15 protein-coding genes are annotated in these 18,276 nt (G+C 44.7%); 1 reads left to right on the top strand and 14 read right to left on the bottom strand.

Features of this window, described 5'->3' with window-relative positions:
- Positions 1–86: 86 nt before the first annotated feature.
- The 5 genes from VK497_02900 to VK497_02880 form a co-directional block, all read right to left on the bottom strand.
- Positions 87–740 carry a hypothetical protein gene (locus VK497_02900; protein HMI09325.1) on the bottom strand — a complete coding sequence of 218 codons (654 nt, stop codon included), beginning with the start codon at positions 738–740 and terminating at the stop codon, positions 87–89.
- 215 nt (positions 741–955) lie between these two features.
- Positions 956–1,954, bottom strand: a complete 999-nt coding sequence (locus VK497_02895) for a hypothetical protein (protein HMI09324.1) — start codon at positions 1,952–1,954, stop codon at positions 956–958.
- Between the two features lie 217 nt (positions 1,955–2,171).
- The gene (locus VK497_02890; protein HMI09323.1) at positions 2,172–3,236 is read right to left on the bottom strand and encodes a hypothetical protein; all 1,065 of its coding nucleotides are present in this window, start codon (positions 3,234–3,236) and stop codon (positions 2,172–2,174) included.
- 281 nt (positions 3,237–3,517) lie between these two features.
- Positions 3,518–4,081: an ATP-binding protein gene (locus VK497_02885; GenBank protein ID HMI09322.1), complete on the bottom strand. Its 564-nt coding sequence runs from the start codon at positions 4,079–4,081 to the stop codon at positions 3,518–3,520.
- Positions 4,071–6,248, bottom strand: coding sequence for a lyase family protein (locus VK497_02880; GenBank protein HMI09321.1), 2,178 nt, complete (start codon positions 6,246–6,248; stop codon positions 4,071–4,073). Before VK497_02880 ends, VK497_02885 begins: the two co-directional genes overlap by 11 nt.
- A gap of 231 nt (positions 6,249–6,479) precedes the next feature.
- Here VK497_02880 and ychF point away from each other — a divergent pair, with 231 nt between their 5' ends.
- The gene (gene ychF, locus VK497_02875; protein ID HMI09320.1) at positions 6,480–7,556 is read left to right on the top strand and encodes a redox-regulated ATPase YchF; all 1,077 of its coding nucleotides are present in this window, start codon (positions 6,480–6,482) and stop codon (positions 7,554–7,556) included.
- Here the strand turns inward: ychF and VK497_02870 are convergent.
- The 9 genes from VK497_02870 to VK497_02830 form a co-directional block, all read right to left on the bottom strand.
- Entirely contained in the window at positions 7,553–9,091 is a 1,539-nt protein-coding gene (locus VK497_02870) for a hypothetical protein (GenBank protein ID HMI09319.1), read from the bottom strand. The two genes, ychF and VK497_02870, sit on opposite strands and share 4 nt — an antisense overlap.
- Positions 9,092–9,344: 253 nt before the next feature.
- Positions 9,345–10,079: a TlyA family RNA methyltransferase gene (locus VK497_02865; protein HMI09318.1), complete on the bottom strand. Its 735-nt coding sequence runs from the start codon at positions 10,077–10,079 to the stop codon at positions 9,345–9,347.
- Complete coding sequence (locus VK497_02860) at positions 10,076–11,830, bottom strand: serine hydrolase (GenBank protein ID HMI09317.1); 1,755 nt, start codon at positions 11,828–11,830, stop codon at positions 10,076–10,078. The genes VK497_02865 and VK497_02860 overlap by 4 nt, the downstream gene beginning before the upstream one ends.
- Before the next feature lie 20 nt (positions 11,831–11,850).
- The gene (gene efp / locus VK497_02855; GenBank protein ID HMI09316.1) at positions 11,851–12,411 is read right to left on the bottom strand and encodes an elongation factor P; all 561 of its coding nucleotides are present in this window, start codon (positions 12,409–12,411) and stop codon (positions 11,851–11,853) included.
- Between the two features lie 70 nt (positions 12,412–12,481).
- Entirely contained in the window at positions 12,482–12,685 is a 204-nt protein-coding gene (gene rpsR, locus VK497_02850; GenBank protein ID HMI09315.1) for a 30S ribosomal protein S18, read from the bottom strand.
- A gap of 11 nt (positions 12,686–12,696) precedes the next feature.
- The gene (locus VK497_02845) at positions 12,697–13,143 is read right to left on the bottom strand and encodes a single-stranded DNA-binding protein (GenBank protein ID HMI09314.1); all 447 of its coding nucleotides are present in this window, start codon (positions 13,141–13,143) and stop codon (positions 12,697–12,699) included.
- A 6-nt stretch (positions 13,144–13,149) separates the two neighbouring features.
- Positions 13,150–13,500, bottom strand: a complete 351-nt coding sequence (gene rpsF, locus VK497_02840; GenBank protein ID HMI09313.1) for a 30S ribosomal protein S6 — start codon at positions 13,498–13,500, stop codon at positions 13,150–13,152.
- A 94-nt stretch (positions 13,501–13,594) separates the two neighbouring features.
- Positions 13,595–15,820: a DNA translocase FtsK 4TM domain-containing protein gene (locus VK497_02835; protein ID HMI09312.1), complete on the bottom strand. Its 2,226-nt coding sequence runs from the start codon at positions 15,818–15,820 to the stop codon at positions 13,595–13,597.
- Between the two features lie 102 nt (positions 15,821–15,922).
- Positions 15,923–18,079, bottom strand: a complete 2,157-nt coding sequence (locus VK497_02830) for a ribonuclease J (protein ID HMI09311.1) — start codon at positions 18,077–18,079, stop codon at positions 15,923–15,925.
- Positions 18,080–18,276: the final 197 nt, after the last annotated feature.

Raw genomic sequence — 18,276 nt, 5'->3', positions numbered from 1 at the left:
ATTGATCATACCAGAGCCTGATAGTGGACGTGGATATTCTGATAAATATATCTCAAAAACCAAACAAAAACTTATCTTTTAGGATCTTACCGCTTATCAGCTTGACTAGAAGTTTTAGCTTGCAAACGCCATCGTTTAATAGCTTCTTCAGGTTTAACTTCGCCTACTTTGGCTGTAACCACGGACTCAGTGGGATCAATATGATTTCGGACGAAATCATCAATTTCATAAGTTCGCTCATATTCCTCAGGTGAAACACCTCCGACCAATAAAACTTCGGACTGCTTGCCGCCACCTGGGGCCAAGATTCTATCGGGTTGAACGCGTGCCTTAACAACTACAGAGTCGCTACCATCTTTAAGCCCCCATCCAAGCCCTAAAATGAGTTTTCTTACTATGAAGTCCGGATCGGTCGCAAACGAGACATAAGGAGTACTTTTGTCTGGCTTCGATCGTATATCAGGGTGTGTAAACATATGATCAGCAGGGTGCAGGCCACCCGAATCATGAAGAGTTCCCACTTGCACTATCCTGCTTGCTGTTATTCCCAGCCCATTTACCACTCTCTCCCTCTGCTCTAGCCGATAAATATCAACCCCGTCACTCTCTGGGTGAAAATCTGAATATGGTTTAAAACCAAAATCCTCAGACGGATCAAGCCGAAAATCCTTAGGATGCACTTCGTGATTAGGAGCATCTGTAGGGTTAAAGCGTGGAGTTATTTCGGCAGATTTAGGCATGTAAATATATTTTTTTGTTTTTTATTGTTCTTATTTTATTGTTAGCATATAAATACGCTTTTGTCAATTTTGGTTTCATTTCCACCCCTGTTGTAGTATGATTGGGTTATGAGTCTAGAAATCGGCATAGTGAGTTCGTAACACAACTGCCTTTTGAGATAAAACTAGCTATCCCAGAGCCTGATAGCGGGCGTGGTTATTCAAAAGAATTTATTTCATCTCTTAGCTAACAAAAAAGTGCTAGCCAGTTGGTCGACTCTTGCGGCCAGCGTAAGCATAGCCGCCCCTGCTGCTTTCACAACTCGAGCGTTTTGAGGGCTCAGCTTGTCGCTCGTCTCACCACTATATTCAACCGAGGCACCGAAACCTTCGATGTATTGCCCAATGCCTGCGTGCGTAGGCCCAGCGAGTAATTTCGCATATACCGCATCATCAGTTTCGTCACTGAAATCTTCGGGTCTATCAGCCAAGTATGCTCCCATTTTTCCAACCAGGTAACAGTCGCGATAGATAGTGTAGCCCATAAGAAGTGACCAATATTTATCATCGTCGCCTTGTACCACTCGCTCCTTCTGCCGCATGTATTTCAGCTGTATCTGCCACTCTGTCAATGCCGTATCGGCAGGACGATCGGAGTCACGTACAAAGTCAGGACATGCTAATTCAACGTTAGTTCCGGTTATTTGCGCTAGCTCTTCGCCTTGAAAGGTAGCCCCTAGCTCTAGGGATCTTATCATTTCCTGTCGTTGCCTAGCTTTCGTATAAGGCAGATGGCTTGACCTATTAAGCGCAATTATTTCACTCTGTTTACCCGCACTTGTTGCGAAATTACCCTCTAGGAAAAGAACACCTTGGAGCTCAGCAAGCTCCTTCGCTTCAGCAGCCAGACTGACTCCCGACTCTATCAAATCTTCAGCCGTTCCATGCGTGGTTAACAATAGACCAAACCGAATACGAGAGCCGTTGTTGCGGAAATAATCGTAACCTTTGCGTAACTCGGGATCTGCTAGTAAGCTTTCCGGTATTTCCCCGGCTCGAAGTCTGTTTCCGGTCACTGGATCCAGGGGAAGTACGTTCGCGTTTGAATCTACCTCATAGTAGACGGGGGTTTCAGGTGAATAGGCTAGATGATTTGCTGTCTTAGCATATTCGCCAAACTGTTTTGGATCAACTTCTCCCTTTACAGAAGACGTAGGCAAGGTATCGTGAGACATATGTTTATTTTTGTTGTCCTTTATATTAAAATTTAGCATATAAACCTACTTTTGTCAACATATGTTTCGTTTTCACCCCTGTTGTAGTATGATTGGTTTATGAGTCTCGAAATCGGCATGGTGAGCTTGCAACACAACTGCCTTTTGAGCTAAAACTAACGATGCCAAAGCCTGACAACAAGCGTGGATATTCTAAAGAGTTTATACAGAATAGCTACTAATTAATTACAGCTCGAAGCTTAACTGCAAGGTTTTTTAGCAAGGCTACAGTCTCATCAGACACAAACCATGCATCAGGTTTGTCTTCGGCATCCTTGATAGTTGCTTCAATACCTGCCAGCATTGCGGTAGTGGCTTCAGTACCAAACTCATGTGTACGCTCTGCGTTTGTGAGGTCAACAATGTAATCAACTTTATCTGTTAGAAGCTTAGCTGCATCACCATCAAAGTAACCAGATTTTTCACTTGCAAGGTCTTCCATTGACGCACCGGTAGCTATAAATTCAGGCAATACCCCTCGGCCCCAATACGTCACATAGTCTTCAACTCTTTTATAGGTCTTCGGGTAATAGCCCGCTTCTCTGTGTTGAGTGTATTCCTTTCCAAGATATTCAGGCTGGCCTTCCGCAAGTATACGTTGATAGGCAGTAGGATTATCTAGTCCTAGACGCTTGTATGCCTCATCGATTTGTGTAAATGTTCTTAGTGTGTCTTCGCCATGCTCTCGAACCAGTTGCTTATCTTCCTCGGACATATCGTCAGGCAGCTTGTCATAGCATGTATAAATAGTTCTATTAAGTGTCTTGATGACAGCAGTCGTGAGTGCTAAGTTATCAGCGTTGTCTTGAAACGTCTGCGGATCCTGTCGCTCAAGAAAATTAGTAAATAACTGAGTATTTTCTATCACTGGCTCCAATTCAGCCGAAGCTATACGTTCACCTTCCATATGCATCACTTGAGTTGGTAGAGGAGTTAACTTGATACCAATGCGCATAAAAGTGTCTTCATGCAAAATACCTTGCAAGTCACCCTGCATATCATGTTCAGTAACGGAGCTTCCTAGTTTTTCGGCTGCACCTTCAAGATCATGGTCAAGATTAACAACAGCAACACCATCATCCGTAAGATCTGACTGCATATCTGCATGTATCATCGCTGCGATTAAATTACCGAGGCTATTATGCGACCCTCGTTTGAAATTATGTTCCAGTACTTCACCGTAAGCAGAGTTTATTACATCAAGCGTTGGCATACTATCTTGTGGTATCTCGTGATCAGTCATGTTAAATTCCTTTTTTGTTTTAGTGTGAGAGAATAAGTATACAATAGCAAAATTATTGCATTTTGTCAATATTATTCATGAGTGGCTTTCTAACATTACCTCTGTTAAAATAAATACATATGAGTTCTATTCAAATCGGCATAGTGAGTTTGTAACACAACTGCCTTTTGAGATAAAAGTGACTATGCCACCGACTGATCGTGGCAGACGCGGATATTCAAATAAACTCACCGCAGGACTAGCCAAACAACTTTTAACGACAAAGAGCCGCAAATAGTGACTTAGCTTAGAGCGAAGTGTATTAGCTCTATGCGTTCAGAGATAGTTACTGCTGGTAAGTGAACGACTTGAATACCCGATTCATCGTAAGCCCGTGCTAGAAAGTCGTGTGTTCGTTTTGCTTCATCGGCAGTTTCATGCCGTATATCCGTCGTTGTATAAGTTCCGACTGGTTCACAAAACAAAGCAAATGTATAATTGGCGAGTTTTATCCGTCTTTGCACTTCTGGTACAAAACTTTCTAGGCCATTGAGGCGACAATACGCAACCGTATCTATCAAACTTCTGTCCTGAAAAACTAAATGGGCGTCGGCTGGAATATCGGCTTCCAAAACTATTGACTCATCGGCTACTACAGGGCCAAAAATAGAATAATCTATCCACGGTGCAACAGGAATATAATCTGGGTTTAGAGCTTGTTTTGCCAACTCACGAGTAATAACCGTTTCCGCAGGTTCAGGCACAAAGTATGCATCTGCAAATTCACTACGTAATGCTTCAGCCAGGGTAGATTTGCCTGTATGCGGACCACCCGATATAGGAATCTTTAGCATGTCAACGGCCATATCGCCTCGCTAGGGGTTCAAGGTTCTGCCAGTGATAAGTTGGGATTGGACCGTGAAGGTCTAAGGGCTGGTCATTAATTAAAGCGGTCTTCATACCTAACGCCCTACCTGCACCAACATCGTCAATCTGTAAATCACCGACATATAAAGCCCGTTCTGGATTTCCAATACTTAGTTTTCCAAGTGCAATTGCAATAGGTTGAGGGTGTGGCTTGCGACGTTCTGCGTCACCACGACCAACTACGACATCGAATAAGCCATCAAAACCGTGGTGGGTTAGAAGCCTGTCCCTAGATTTATTACCTCTAGTTGTTACTAGCCCCGTAGCCTTACCACTCTCCCTAAGTGTCTGTAGAGTACTAACAGCTCCATCGGCTGTATAGAACATCGAGTCAAGCGTACCGGAAACGGCATCGTTTGCCTCTTGGAATTCGTCCTGGGTAATTTGGTTCTCTGGAAAACGTCTGTTATGCTCGGCAACCATTAAAGCTCGCATTTCCGTGTAATCGCTACGATTACCGAATTCACGAATTTCATCATCACTAAATCCAGAACGCATATCAGTCGCAATTACGGACAATCTTGCAAAAAGTTCTTCTTTATCGCCAAAATGAAGCGTACCATCTAGGTCAAAGAGGACTGCATCCACACTTGTTGATTCATCTAACACACCTCTTCGTAACACGAGCTTAGCAGCGTGCCAGCCCAGTACAGCTCCACGAGCCTTCTCACCTGCTACACCTGTATATTGGTCAGGAGTGATTGCCATAACACGGTCTCTTAATTCGCCGTCAGGTAAAGCTTCTTTCACCACCGCTTTAAAGCTATCAATATCCATCTTTTTGCCTTGAGTAAGGCTCACTACCTTATCGTAAGCTTCTGGGTCGCCAGATACACGACCTGCTGTCTGTAATAATTCGCTAAGTACTTCCGCCGACTGATTGAGTATTTCTCGGCTACCTGCTTCGTCTACAGCCAATCGGTCTAGCTGGACGGCAAAGTAATTATATCCTGCAACAACACGACCAATCATATCGCCATATGCTCGTTGCCATCCATGGTCTGACAAATCACGTTCGTGACGACTTGAAGCTAAACCTTCCGTAGAACGACTTGTTAATGCGATAGCTTGTTCAAATAGAGCTTCTGCATTCTCAAGTCGCCAAGGGTTTATTTTGTGGGACATTGTAGATGAACCCTTCTCACCAGCAACAAGTTTTTGAGTTAGTTTATTACCAAGAATTTGAAGCCAGATATTATCAGTTGCGTCTTTACCCACAACCGCCAATCGTGAAACTGTCGCAAGTAAGTCAGTGACCGCTAGATGGTCGTTTCGTTGGTTCTCAATAGGTGCGTATTTAAACCCTTGGCTCTCAACAAAGTCCTTTGAATAGTCATCATAATCAAATTCTGGGAACAATACTGTCATAGGGTTATGATTACCAACCGCACCGCTAAACTTACCTGTTAGTTGCATGTCTTTTAGCTCTTCCATCACTTGTGTCATGTTTGAAAGCAAGTAGCCAAACTGCTTACCTACGGTAGTTGGTGAAGCCTTCTGAGCATGAGTGATACCAAGCGTAGGAGTATCGGCGTAAATAGTAGCAAGGTGGGCCAAACGGTCAGCAACCCGCTCTACAGACGGAACAATAACTTTATTCGTTGCATCACGCAGCATAAGGTTAAATGCTAAATTATTAGTATCTTCTGATGTCATACCAAAGTGAACCCATTCTTTAAGATGTCTAAGACCATAAGCGTCTAGCTGTTCTGCTAAGTATACTTCAACTGCTTTTACATCGTGTTCTAGAGGTGGCTTGCCTTTGTATCCTAAATGGTCAAGCCGAATAACTACACTTGGGTCGAAGTGGTCTTTACCATACAAACTACGAAGAACAAGTTTGTCTGTACTGTTCATTTCAATATCAACTGGACCATACTCCGCTAGATTAATTAAGGCTTCAATTTCAACTTCTGCTCGGTATCTATGCAACGCACCCTCGGAAGTAATATCATCAAGCTCCCAAGTGAACGGCTTTTCTCTACCCGCAAGCGCGGTACCCTGGTTCAAACTATCTAAAATAAGTTGCTCAGGGTTGGGGTGCGTCGCAAGTGGATCATAAGATTCTGGCGGTTTCTGATATTGCCCTAAAATTTCTTTTGACACTTTTTAATCCTATTCTTACCAAATATAATATATTCTTGATTATAGGTTACTAAGAATTAAAACTAAAGTATAAGCTTGTCAAACTGTCGCATCCTTCTTGTTCAGTTAGGCCGCACTGTATACCTAAACTTTTCGGTAGAATTTGACGACATGAATATATTATTAAAATTAATAATATATCATAATCTATCTCTATTACGTAAGTCACCCCTGTTATGGTATGATTGGTTTATGAGTCTAGAAATCGGTATCGTCGGACTGCCAAACGTCGGCAAGTCCACCCTATTCAACGCACTGACAAATAATAATATCCTAGCGGCTAACTATCCTTTTGCTACCATCGAACCAAATACGGGTATCGTTCCCGTTCCCGATGACAGACTGCAAAAATTAGCTGATTTGTATGGATCAAAAAAGATCCTGCCAGCGACCGTCACATTCGTAGACATTGCAGGCCTTGTCGCCGGCGCTAGTAAAGGCGAAGGTCTCGGAAATAAATTCCTGGCTAATATTCGTGGCTGTGATGCAATCGTCCATATCGTTCGCGCATTCGAGAACGATGATATTGTTCATGTCGCCGAACGCGTTCATCCCGCTGACGACATCTCTATTATTAATACCGAACTGATCCTCGCTGACCTGCAAACCATCGAAAGCCGTTTGCCAAAACTCACTAAAGAAGCGAAGACAAACCCTAAAATCGCTGCTCAGCGCGATTATCTTACCTCGCTTAAAACACAACTCGAGGCTGGCACGCCCCTATCGGAAATTGATTCACTTAACTATGAGTACATCGCTGATCTGCATCTTTTGACGGCAAAGCCAGTCATTTATGCTTTTAACGTTAACGAAGAAACGCTTACGGATGATACTAAAAAAGCCGAACTCTCCGCTTTGGCAGCACCCAGTCGAGCCATTTTCGTTTGTGCCAAATTAGAAGATGAATTAAAAGGCCTTGACCCAGCTGACGCTAACGAACTACTCGAAAGTTATGGCGTTGCCGAGACCGGACTTATCCAACTAATTCATGCTGCTTACGACATACTAGGACTACAGAGTTATCTGACTGCCGGCCCGCAGGAAGTACGCGCTTGGACGATTAGAAAAGGCTTTACCGCCCCGCAAGCTGCCGGTGTTATTCACACCGATTTCGAACGTGGTTTTATTGCCGCGCAAGTTGTTGATTATGACGATCTCATCGCCGCTGGGTCTGAAGTTGCTGCCAAAAGCGCTGGTAAAATGCGCACCGAAGGCAAAGAATATATTATGCAGCCTGGTGATATTGTTGAGTTCAGGTTTAACGTTTAGTAAAGACTGACTACAACCACCTTACCTTCATATACCGTAGATATATCTATTTCCTTATCTTTGCTACCCGGAAGATCTTTTAGATACTCTTGAGCTGCTGCAATCATTAACTGCGTTGTATTCGACTGGCCATTTGGAGTATTAATCGCTATGCTTACCAGACCCGATTCAACAAGAGTACTTGCATAGACGTACTTAGGCGGAACATCTATCTCTCCGCTACGAATTTCAATGGCCGGAGCAAATGTCGCGATACTTTTATTTTTGATTTTCTCATAAACTTCGATATTCCCATCAAGCGGAGAGATGCGATATCTCGTAATAAGCTCAGGATTTACCTTCGAGGGAAGACTGTCGCGGTATGTATTCATATATGCCAGCCACGCCGGCACGTCAGTATGTGGCATTGCCTTTTGAAGTCGTTCTACAATCATTTCCCTAAAAAGCGCTGCACTTTCCCTGTCATCCATGCTATCACTTGCCTTGGGAATATAACCTCCGTCAAGCACCATAACAGTTGTTTCTACGGCGAGTAATTCTGCCAGATTTGTGCGCGAATACGTATTAGGAAACCCGCTATTTTTTCCTTGCTGTTCATAAGCTGCTTTTTCTTGGTCTGTTATATTTCCTTCGCCTTCTTGAGTTTCAAGCCTAGTCTCTAGTTCTTTCGTGTTCTCATTTGTATTTAAATATTCATCAGCTGCTTGGAACTGTTTCTCTAGCTCAGCGTCCTCGAATTTATCACAACCTTCCTCATGAAGTGCATGTGCTTCTTCATGAATAAAGGTAGCCTTATTTGCCCCAGGAACAGTCAGTACGATATCAGGCTTTTTCTTTTTGGAGAAGAAGTATACGCCATCAGCCCCTTCATCTATAGTTTTTGCATTAACAAAGTTAACGGTTTTCGCATATGACAACATTTCTCGTGGCATTAGTGTGAGAGATTCGATATGAGCGAGCATCCCTAGCTTGTATTCATCAAGAGCTCCAGGCCTATCGGTATCAGTCGCCCAATATTTGCCATAGACTTTGGCATCATATACGGTCTTAATGCCTAGTTTTCCCAATAGTAGAGTCATGATTTCTTGAGCATCAGCAATAGATTTGACTTCCTCCATTTGACGTTGGGCATCTATAAATTCCTCAGTCGATATAGCAAACTCAGTCTGGGCACCTTTCATAATTTCACTATCTTCAAAGTGACGTGGAAGCGGTACGTCAACGACTTTACAATAATCCCCGTCTTTACGAGTCGTCTCGGCCCTTACTGGATGGTTAGGATAAAAATCCTCAACATTACTATAGGGGAGGGTTACGAATGGAAGTAAAGCTGCCCCTTCTATCTTCGGAAGCTGTTCACTAGGTATTGCAGACACAACACGGTAAGTGTGGCGAGGAGGCGCTTCTGCGCTGATAGGAAATAAAGTACTCGTAAGGGCTACCGCGGCGACAAGATTGCGAATATCAGATTTAACCTGTCCAGAAAGCAGCTCTGCTTTGACCGGCTTACGATGCTTAGGTGTATAATGTTCCATATTGTGTTTGTTTGGGTAGGTTTAACTACAGTCATAGTAACACGTTTATGCTTATAAGTCAATTAGGTTGTGTAAGTATTGTTATTTTTTATGTCAGTAAAAATGACGGGCTCATTCAGCTTTGCTTCAAGTGTTTGCGCGCTGCCAAGCAAAAGACCGTGAACGCCCAACTTTTCAGCGACTTTTACGTTATGTGGGGTGTTGTCTATAAAAATTACTTTATTGAAGTACATTCATTTTTATGAAAAGTATATCATTTTGCCTTAAGGATACTAAGACGATAGAAACGCTCTTGATTGCCCCTCGCACCATGGACATCACTGTCGCGTTTATCAACAATCGTAAAATATTGTTTTGTCCACGCTTCAAAATCTTTAAGGATTTGTCGACGAATCGTGTCATTCTTTATGACACCGCTACTACCCAATTGTGCCCGCTGAGCTTCGAATTGAGGTTTTACCATGGCAGCGATTTGCGTATGTTTATTACTAAGATTTTTTGCTAGATGCGGCAAAATATCGCGAAGGCTAATGAACGATACGTCAATCACGATAATGTCTGGCTTGTCATCAGGTAAATAAAAATCACGGATATCCGTTTTTTCATGGAGTTCAATCAGCGGATTGTTATGTAGGCTGGGGTGAAGCTGGTCCGTCCCTACGTCAACCGCATATACCTTTTTTGCCCCACTTCTGATCGCGTAATCGGTAAATCCACCGGTGCTACTACCTACGTCAAGAACAATCTTATCTTTAAAATCTAAATGAAGTGCCTCACTTACACTCGCAAGTTTTAATCCTGCACGACTAACATATTGCTGGTCAGCATTAAGCTCAATCTTCGCTTGGTCATTCACGAAGTGGCCAGGCTTTTTAATAACCTTGCCGTCTACAACAACCTTGCCGAGTTTAATCCAGCTTTCCGCCTGTGAACGGGTGCTGGTTAATCCCCGGCTGGTTATTTCAATATCAAGTCGTTGTTTGGTCATGGGTACATAATTCTTTCTACTTCGCGCGTAACGGCTGCAATTGCCGCGTATGATTGGCCTTTGGTCATAATAGTCATAATATAATTGCCTTTTGGATGATTCACGATTGCCGTGTCATGAACGTAGTCCCATAAAAAGCCTACTTTGTCGTGAACGTGCCCAGCACTTCCCGTTGGAATACCATACCGATACGGATGTCTCCCAAGCGAATCGAGCAAACGGTCACGATTACTACCTCCGACCAGTGTACCATCATTCAAGCCCGTCATATACTTCGTCAGGTCATTCGCCGTTGTTTGATTCGCGGATCCGGTCGTAAATGACGTACCTTCGCTAAATCCGCGAGCATGAACAAAATCATTAATATATTGTCGGCCGAACTCGGCGATCCATTTTTCAGCACATGGATTCGTTGATGCTACGGTCATACGCTCAAAGCAACCCGCTACTGTCGTATCAAGCATCGGATCATCCCAGTGGATCTCGCCTTTATCGATCCGGTCAAAAAGTACTAGCGCAACGAACAATTTATACGTACTGCCGCTTGGAATACTGACGGTATTTCTAGCCCCTGCAGACCAGCCAGCACCGTCTAATTGCTGGATGGAAATATACATATTTTTTGCGATAGCCGTATCGGTTACATACGCCTGTAATCCAGCCTGCGTCGTTGTATATTTGCTGTTAAATATGACGCTCGGCTGTAGTTCCATAAAAGGCGCCGCTACGGATACAGCCGGCGGTGGCACTAACATAGCACTGGCTAGTTGGTCTGCCACGGCATCCGTATTTATGGCTCTCCCCATAGACCCTACGGTTCGTCCTGTTTCCCTGCCGTCAACAATCGAAATATTTGTCTGTCCGGCGGGCGTACCGACTTTTTTATTCAGTTCGTTTATATAAGCTTTGATTTTTTCCTTATCAATAGACAGTGTCACTTCACCTTTGTCATTTGCATTTAGAATCACCCACGATGCAAGCTCGGTTTTTGAAGGTGAAAATTCCTGGGCGTCGGCTTTTATAACGACTTTGTGCGCAAGAGCTGCCTCGGCCTGAGTACGTACTTTACCAAGATCTTTTGACGTAAGCTTCGCAGGCGTACGTTTAGCGGATAGTTCTATGGTCGTCGTTTGGCCAAGTAAGATCGTCGCAAGACTGATTGTGTTTAGTAGCTCACTACTTTTTATACTACTACCCGCCATCGCTTCGGTCATTTTCAACTGTCCGTCTTTTATAGCTAGCTGGGCGTTTTGCGGAACAAACGTAAACTCGCTTGCTCTTGCTTCGGCGAATTTTTTCAATTGATCAGTGCTGTAATAAACCGCGGCTTCGGTTACGCGTACGGACGGTTTTAAAATCGTACCTGGTATTAGCCTTTGCCAAAATGGGTAGTCGCTAAGTGTCGTGATCATTTCTTCGGTATCGGGTTCGGCACCGGCGGATTTGAGTGAGTATTCCAACGATTTGTCCTGTCCAATGGTCAATTTCAGCTTAGTGGCTTGAAATTGATCGGTGATCGCCTTTGCCATTTGCTCATGCGTCGCCAGACGTAATGATTTGCCAGGAATACCTGCCAGCGGTAATCCTCGGTCAGCTGGATACGCTAATTGCCCTGCGATAATGACCGCAAAAATAAAAAACGCCACCCAAATAAAAATCCGGTGGCGTTTTTTAGCTGGCATGTACAACGAATAATTCGTGGAAACGTGTGTTTTAAGTATCTGGATTTTTGTTTTTTGGGCCTTGGCCATAGCCCCATTATACTACGTAACTACTTCTTGCGTTCGCGGTATTCGCCAGTGGTCGTATCGACAGATATGATATCGCCTGTCTTGATAAACGAAGGAACTTTAGCAGTAATCCCTGTTTCAAGTGTCGCATCTTTTAGTACGCTGCTTGTGGTGTCGCCCTTTACGACGTCCTCAGAATACGTCACTTCTAGGTAAACGTTCTTTGGTAGTTCAACGTTAATCACGCGGTCTTCAAAGAATTGTAGGTTGAGCGTGTCGCCTTCTTTTAGGTAGCCCGCTGCACTGTCTACGATATCAGTTGATAGCTGAAACTGTTCGAACGTTTCAGGATCCATGAAAAAGAAATCAGTGGCGTCGTTATACAGATACTGGACAGTCTTGTTGTTCACTTCGGCGCGTTCGATTTTATCCTGTCCCTTGAAAGTTTTAGGAATAACACTGCCATCAATCAAGTTCTTTAACTTAACATTCACAATACTGCCGCCGCGACCCATGACTTTTTGGCCGTATTCAATAACGCGGTAGGGCTTGCCGTCAATCTGACACACAACGCCTTTTTTTAGATCAGTTGGTTGGTACATGAGATTTCTCCTTAGAAATGCCGGCGCGTTGCGCATACATAATATGTGCAACGCATCAGTTTTCTAAATATTAGTTAGATACGACGAATGGAAGTAGTGCAAGGTGACGTGCACGCTTGATAGCTGTTGATAGCTGTCGTTGCTGTTTAGCGCTTAGGCCAGTCTTTGCAATAGGTTCGATTTGACCATACATGTTAATGAAACGCTGTAAGGTCTTTACGTCTTTGTAGTCAAAATACGCTGGTGCGTCTTTTTTGAATCGTTTGTTAATCATTCTTGTTCTCCTTAGAATGGAATTTCACTGAGGTCGATTGGCTTGTCGTCGATATCTTCGATTACCACGTCGTCAGATTTTTTAGTACTATTAGAATTCGATGAATTTGAATTGTTTGATGGGCCAGCGTTGTCGCCGCTAGGACCGTCAAGGAAAGTAACGTCTGTCGCCACTACTTCGACTTTACTGCGTTTCTTGCCGGTTTCTTTGTCGTCCCAGCTATCTTGGCGAAGTCGTCCCTGCACGAGGCAGCGGCGTCCCTTTGAAAGATACTGGCTAACAAGTTCCCCTAGCTTTTCCCACGCGGTAATGTCAAAAAAGTCTGCTTGGTCGTCTTGGCCGCCGCGATCAACCGCAAGACTAAAGCTTGTAATCGTTTTACCTGTGCTTGTCGTTCGGACTTCAGGGTCACGTGTTAAACGTCCCATTAAAATCACTTGGTTGATGCTTTTGGCCATACTTCCCTACTCCTCTTCTTTGTGATCGTCGCGAGACGTTCGGTTTTTTGCTTCTTCAAGGGCTTTTCGTCCCTTTTCGTCAACTGTTACCAATAGGTAGCGGATAACTTCATCGGTAATGTTGAATGTGTTGCTAATCTTTAGTGGTGCGTCTGCTGGAAGCTTAACATCCATGTAGACATACACGGCAAAATCTTCTTTGTTGATTTTGTACGCAAGTTTTTTCTTGCCCCAGTTGTCTTCGGTAGTGATTTCACCACCAGCGTTTTTAATGATATCGCGCACTTTTTTGAGTGGCGTCTCGATGTCTGCCTCGAGATCAGGGTGAATAAGAACGGTAAGTTCGTATTCTTTCATAAAAGTTTCCTCCTCTGGAATCCTTATGGATGCTTATATCTGGTATAAGCCGAGTTAATAACCTTAGTATTATACCAATAATCTGTGGAAAAAGCTAGACTTCACCACCGGTAACATCGTCAAGGCTGCTAATCAGCACTTCACGTGGCCTAGAACCATCTGCTGGGCCAATCACACCTTGTTCTTCCATAGTCTCGATCAAGCGTGCTGCACGAGCGTAGCCAACGCGGAGGCGTCGCTGTAACAGGCTAGTACTAGCCTTGCCACTATCTACCACAACACGAATGGCATCTTTATACATATCGTCGTCACCGCCACCGTCAAAGTCCATGACAACCCCGCCCTTGCCATTTAGTTGGACGGGTTGTGAAACAATCTCTTCGTTATATTGAGGCGCAGACTGCATACGCAAATGATCAGTAATCTTGATGACTTCCTGGTCCATAACCCACGCGCCCTGGATACGTTTTGGCTTGCTCATACTTGGTGTCAGTAACAGCATGTCACCCTGGCCAAGTAATTTTTCGGCACCGGCTTGGTCCAAAATAGTACGGCTATCGATTTGGCTGGCTACCGTAAAAGCAATACGCGCAGGAATGTTGGCCTTGATCAGACCGGTAATAACGTCAACCGACGGACGCTGCGTGGCAAGCACCAAGTGAATACCAACAGCACGGGCTTTTTGCGCCAAACGCACGATCAATGCTTCGACGTCGCGGGCGGCAACCATCATCAGGTCGGCAAGCTCGTCAATGACGATCACGATGTATGGCATTGCCCCGTTATCAACTTGCTGCTCATTGCCGTCCTCATCGGGCACTGTGATTTTCTGGTTGCCTGACTGAATTTTCTGGTTATAGCTTTGAATGTCCCGGAATTTCTCTTCGGCGAGTAACTTGTAGCGGCGCTCCATCTCATTTACCGCCCATTTAAGTGCGCTGATCGTTTTTTCAGGTTCGGTAATAACGGGGGTTAAAAGATGTGGAATATCCTCGTACGGTGCCATTTCAACTTGCTTTGGGTCAACCAAAATCAGTTTCATTTCGCTTGGACTGTTGCGGTAAAGCAAACTGGTTAATAGCGTGTTAATCATAACGGATTTACCACTACCCGTCTGACCAGCGATTAAAAGGTGTGGCATTTTATTTAGCTCACCGATCACGGCATCACCTGAAATATCCTTACCTATGGCAAAGCTGAGCGGCTCGCGGGCGTTATTCCACTGTTTAGCGGTTAGGATACCGTACAGACGTACGTCAGCTGCTTTCAGGTTTGGTACCTCAATACCGACTGCACGCTGACCAGGAATCGGCGCCTCAATACGAAGGCTTTGCGCGGCCAAGTTAAGGGCAATGTTTGTTTCAAGCGCCGTAATGCGCGTTAATTTCACCCCACTTGGTGGTTTAAGCGTGTACTGCGTTACTTTTGGCCCAATGTTAGCACCTTCCATTTCGACATCAATACTAAATTCAGCCAACGTATCGTGAATGGTCTGGGCGTTTTGCTGCACGTCACCCGCATCAGCTGGTGATTGCTTTTTTTCGAGCAGATCAAGGCTCGGTGATTGCCAGTTAGGGTCACTCACCGCAACAAGTGCCGCTTGGTCTTCGGCTGCTTTGTCCTGGGTTATACTGCCTCTCAGGCTAGACAAGTGCGATTGTTTTTTGTCGGCGGCGTGATCGAGTGTCGGTACGCCGGCATTTAGTTTTAGTTCACCAATAGTCGAAGGTTTAGCCCCGGCTTCGGCAGCTTTACGCATAATTTTGACGTTTTCTTCCTCTTCGGACAGATCACGGCGTGATAATTGCCATAGTTTTTTGATAACAGTAAATGGTGACACGCGTAGTACGAATAAAGTCGTGACAAGGATGAGTAGTACGTATACGAATGCTGCGACAGCCGTATCAACAAGGGCCAGCATCGCGCTGTTGGCCGTATCTCCTACAAACCCACCGGTTGTTTTACCCGTGTCGTTTTTCATAAGGCCGAATAATCCAGCGAACCATACGATTAATACTGCCGTTGCAAGCTTCATGACAAATGACAAACGGTTGTTCTCTGCCCTAAAGATCTCGACTGCTACATATACGAATAATAGCGGCACGACGTATACGGCGTAGCCGATCGTATCAAGCGCGGCTTTATGTAGCCATTCAAGTACCGGGCCGCCTGCACCGAACCAAGCAACAACAAACAGAATTGAGATTGCCACCAGGAATACCGCGCCAACCTGTGCCCAAAACCCAGTCGGTAGACTGTGTTGTGGTGCGGTAGCTTTGGCTTTACCCTTTGCGCGTGTTGATCTTTTTCTTTTGGCCATATCTGTTCTTTATTATAAGCGCTTTGGCTTTAGATTGATATGACATATTATAGCAAAAATTACAATGTTTTGCAAGAGGCTTATGGTTTGACGCGAAAAGCGTTAGTAGCCGCGCGTATCAATGCGAGCGCGAGGCTCAACCGCTTCAGTGTCGGGCACTTGTGGAGCAGGAATAGCTGGCGCTGGAGTAGCTTTTACGTACGGTGGCCGGGTATCGCGACGCTCGGCAGGATTACCTTGCTGGCGGTTGTTCTGCTGGTTACCACCTTGGCCACCACCGCTTCCACCGATTTCGTTAATCACAGGAATAACGATTGGCGTACGACGGGTCTGATCATACAGAATGTGCGTAATTTCGTCTTTGAGTTCTTTCTTGATAACGTCAAGATCGACTTTTTTACCGCTAAAGCTGCGGGCAACTTTTTGCTTTAGATACTGACGGATCATGCCCATTAGTTCTTCGCTGTCACGCAGGTAAATAAATCCGCGTGAAATGATATCAGGGCTAGTCATTAGCCGGCCACTGCCTCGTTGGACAGTTAGCACAACCACGAACATGCCTTCGGCTGCCATGTGAATACGGTCTTTTAGAACGACTTCACTAACAAGCGCACCAGCGTCGTCATACATCATGCCGCCAACAGGAACACGTCCGGCTTTTTTAGCGCCTTCAGTAGTGATTTCTATCACGTCACCGCTGTCGCAGACAAAAATGTTATCGCGTGGAATACCACATTCTTTTTCGGCTAGCTCGGCGTTATGTACGAGCATATGGAATTCACCGTGAATTGGCAGATAGTATTTTGGATTAAGCGCGTTAATCAGTTTCACGTGATCGTCGTAGTATCCGTGTCCTGAAAGGTGAAGCGGACCAATACCCGTTAGGTGAGTTTTGCCATTCTGAATGACTTCGCTACCTTCGCGCATCAGACCGTCAACGGTACGGACAACGTACTTTTCGTTACCAGGAATGGCATTTGATGAAAAGACGATGACGTCAGAGTTTTTGATCTTGATAAATTTGTGTGAACCAGTTGCCATACGGTTAAGCACGGCGTTGAATTCACCCTGTGAACCAGTACAGACGATGGTTACTTTACCGTCAGGTAATTTCACGACGTCTTCCATCTTCACGACGACGTCTTTTGGCACTTTGATGACACCGGCACGAAGGGCTACTTCAAGGTTCTGGATCATTGAATAGCCGGCAAACGCGACTTTACGGTCGTGTTTTTTAGCTTCTTCCAAAATGACCTGCATACGGTGAATCTGAGATGAGAAACAGCTAAGAATAAGGCGTGAGTTCGGGTATTTTTCCATCACTTCACCCATACTGCGTTGGATATCGAATTCGCCGTGGGTATGCGTACCTTCGGATTCACAGTTCGTTGACTCGTTCATAAGCATCAAGATGCCTTCGGTAGTGGCAATTTCAGTCATGCGTTCAAGGTCGAACTTTTTGCCGTCGACTGGGTTTTCTTCCATACGCCAGTCACCCGTATCAATCACGACACCGAGCGGTGTGCGGATAACGACTGCTGTCGCGTCAGGAATCGAGTGGTTAACTCGGACAAGCTCAACTGAAAAACTGTCCCCAAGCTGCACGCGTTCGTGCGATTCTGGATCAAGTTCGTTGTACTGTGGTTCATATCCACTGGTTGCTTCTTCCATGGTGCGTTGAAGCATACCAAGCGTAAATTTGCTGGCATATACAGGTGCAGGAATTTTATCTGCAACGTGGCGATACGCACCAATGTGGTCAAGGTGTCCGTGCGTAAATATGTGGCCACGAATTTTGTGCTTGTTTTCTTCTAGATAGCTAATATCCGGCGTGATGTAGTTAATACCTGGGTAATCTGCACCCGGGAACAAGAATCCACAGTCAATTACAATGATGTCGTTATCGTATTCGATCGCCATCATGTTTTTGCCAATACCCATTTCACCTAGGCCACCGATTGGGATAATCCGTAGTTTCGGCCCGTTCGTACGAGGAACGTTCTTTTGGTCGGCTAGACTATATTGACGGCCTTGGTAGCCGTTATAGATAGATTTGTTGACAGGTACGTTAATCACGTGCTGGGAAGCACGGACGTTTACGTTTTCACTAGTACGGCGCTGCGCGCGAAATACTTCGCCTTTGCGAATCGTCGTGCTGTTTAGTACCGAGTTGTTTGATTTTGGACGCTGCTGCGGTTGTTGCTGCGGACGCTTTGCTTTGTCATCGCCTTGGGGCGTAGAGAGTCTTCGTTGACCCATAATATTGTTGTTTCTCCTTTTGGTTATTTGGAATAAAAATTAATTTCAAAACTTGAGGTGAAGGCCTAATTGGTCGGTTTGGAATGAGTGGCCCTCATTAGTAAGTGGCTTTAGTATAGCAAATACGGACGATTTATGCAAGCCGCCTCTGGAAAATAGTTGACTTTATGCCATAAAAGTAATATAATAAAAGGTAA

The organism is Candidatus Saccharimonadales bacterium, from assembly GCA_035317825.1.
Lineage (GTDB): Bacteria > Patescibacteriota > Saccharimonadia > Saccharimonadales > Saccharimonadaceae > DATHGB01.
This window is presented reverse-complemented; position numbering and strand designations above follow the sequence as displayed.

Excerpts from the sequence above, each read along its gene's own strand:
- ychF (HMI09320.1), top strand. The coding sequence starts at position 6,480 with ATGAGTCTAGAAATCGGTATCGTCGGACTGCCAAACGTCGGCAAGTCC.
- VK497_02830 (HMI09311.1), bottom strand. The coding sequence starts at position 18,079 with ATGGGTCAACGAAGACTCTCTACGCCCCAAGGCGATGACAAAGCAAAG.
- efp (HMI09316.1), bottom strand. The coding sequence starts at position 12,411 with ATGTACCAACCAACTGATCTAAAAAAAGGCGTTGTGTGTCAGATTGAC.
- VK497_02870 (HMI09319.1), bottom strand. The coding sequence starts at position 9,091 with ATGGAACATTATACACCTAAGCATCGTAAGCCGGTCAAAGCAGAGCTG.
- rpsF (HMI09313.1), bottom strand. The coding sequence starts at position 13,500 with ATGAAAGAATACGAACTTACCGTTCTTATTCACCCTGATCTCGAGGCA.
- VK497_02835 (HMI09312.1), bottom strand. The coding sequence starts at position 15,820 with ATGGCCAAAAGAAAAAGATCAACACGCGCAAAGGGTAAAGCCAAAGCT.
- VK497_02845 (HMI09314.1), bottom strand. The coding sequence starts at position 13,143 with ATGGCCAAAAGCATCAACCAAGTGATTTTAATGGGACGTTTAACACGT.
- VK497_02865 (HMI09318.1), bottom strand. The coding sequence starts at position 10,079 with ATGACCAAACAACGACTTGATATTGAAATAACCAGCCGGGGATTAACC.
- VK497_02890 (HMI09323.1), bottom strand. The coding sequence starts at position 3,236 with ATGACTGATCACGAGATACCACAAGATAGTATGCCAACGCTTGATGTA.
- VK497_02895 (HMI09324.1), bottom strand. The coding sequence starts at position 1,954 with ATGTCTCACGATACCTTGCCTACGTCTTCTGTAAAGGGAGAAGTTGAT.
- rpsR (HMI09315.1), bottom strand. The coding sequence starts at position 12,685 with ATGATTAACAAACGATTCAAAAAAGACGCACCAGCGTATTTTGACTAC.
- VK497_02885 (HMI09322.1), bottom strand. The coding sequence starts at position 4,081 with ATGGCCGTTGACATGCTAAAGATTCCTATATCGGGTGGTCCGCATACA.
- VK497_02900 (HMI09325.1), bottom strand. The coding sequence starts at position 740 with ATGCCTAAATCTGCCGAAATAACTCCACGCTTTAACCCTACAGATGCT.
- VK497_02860 (HMI09317.1), bottom strand. The coding sequence starts at position 11,830 with ATGGCCAAGGCCCAAAAAACAAAAATCCAGATACTTAAAACACACGTT.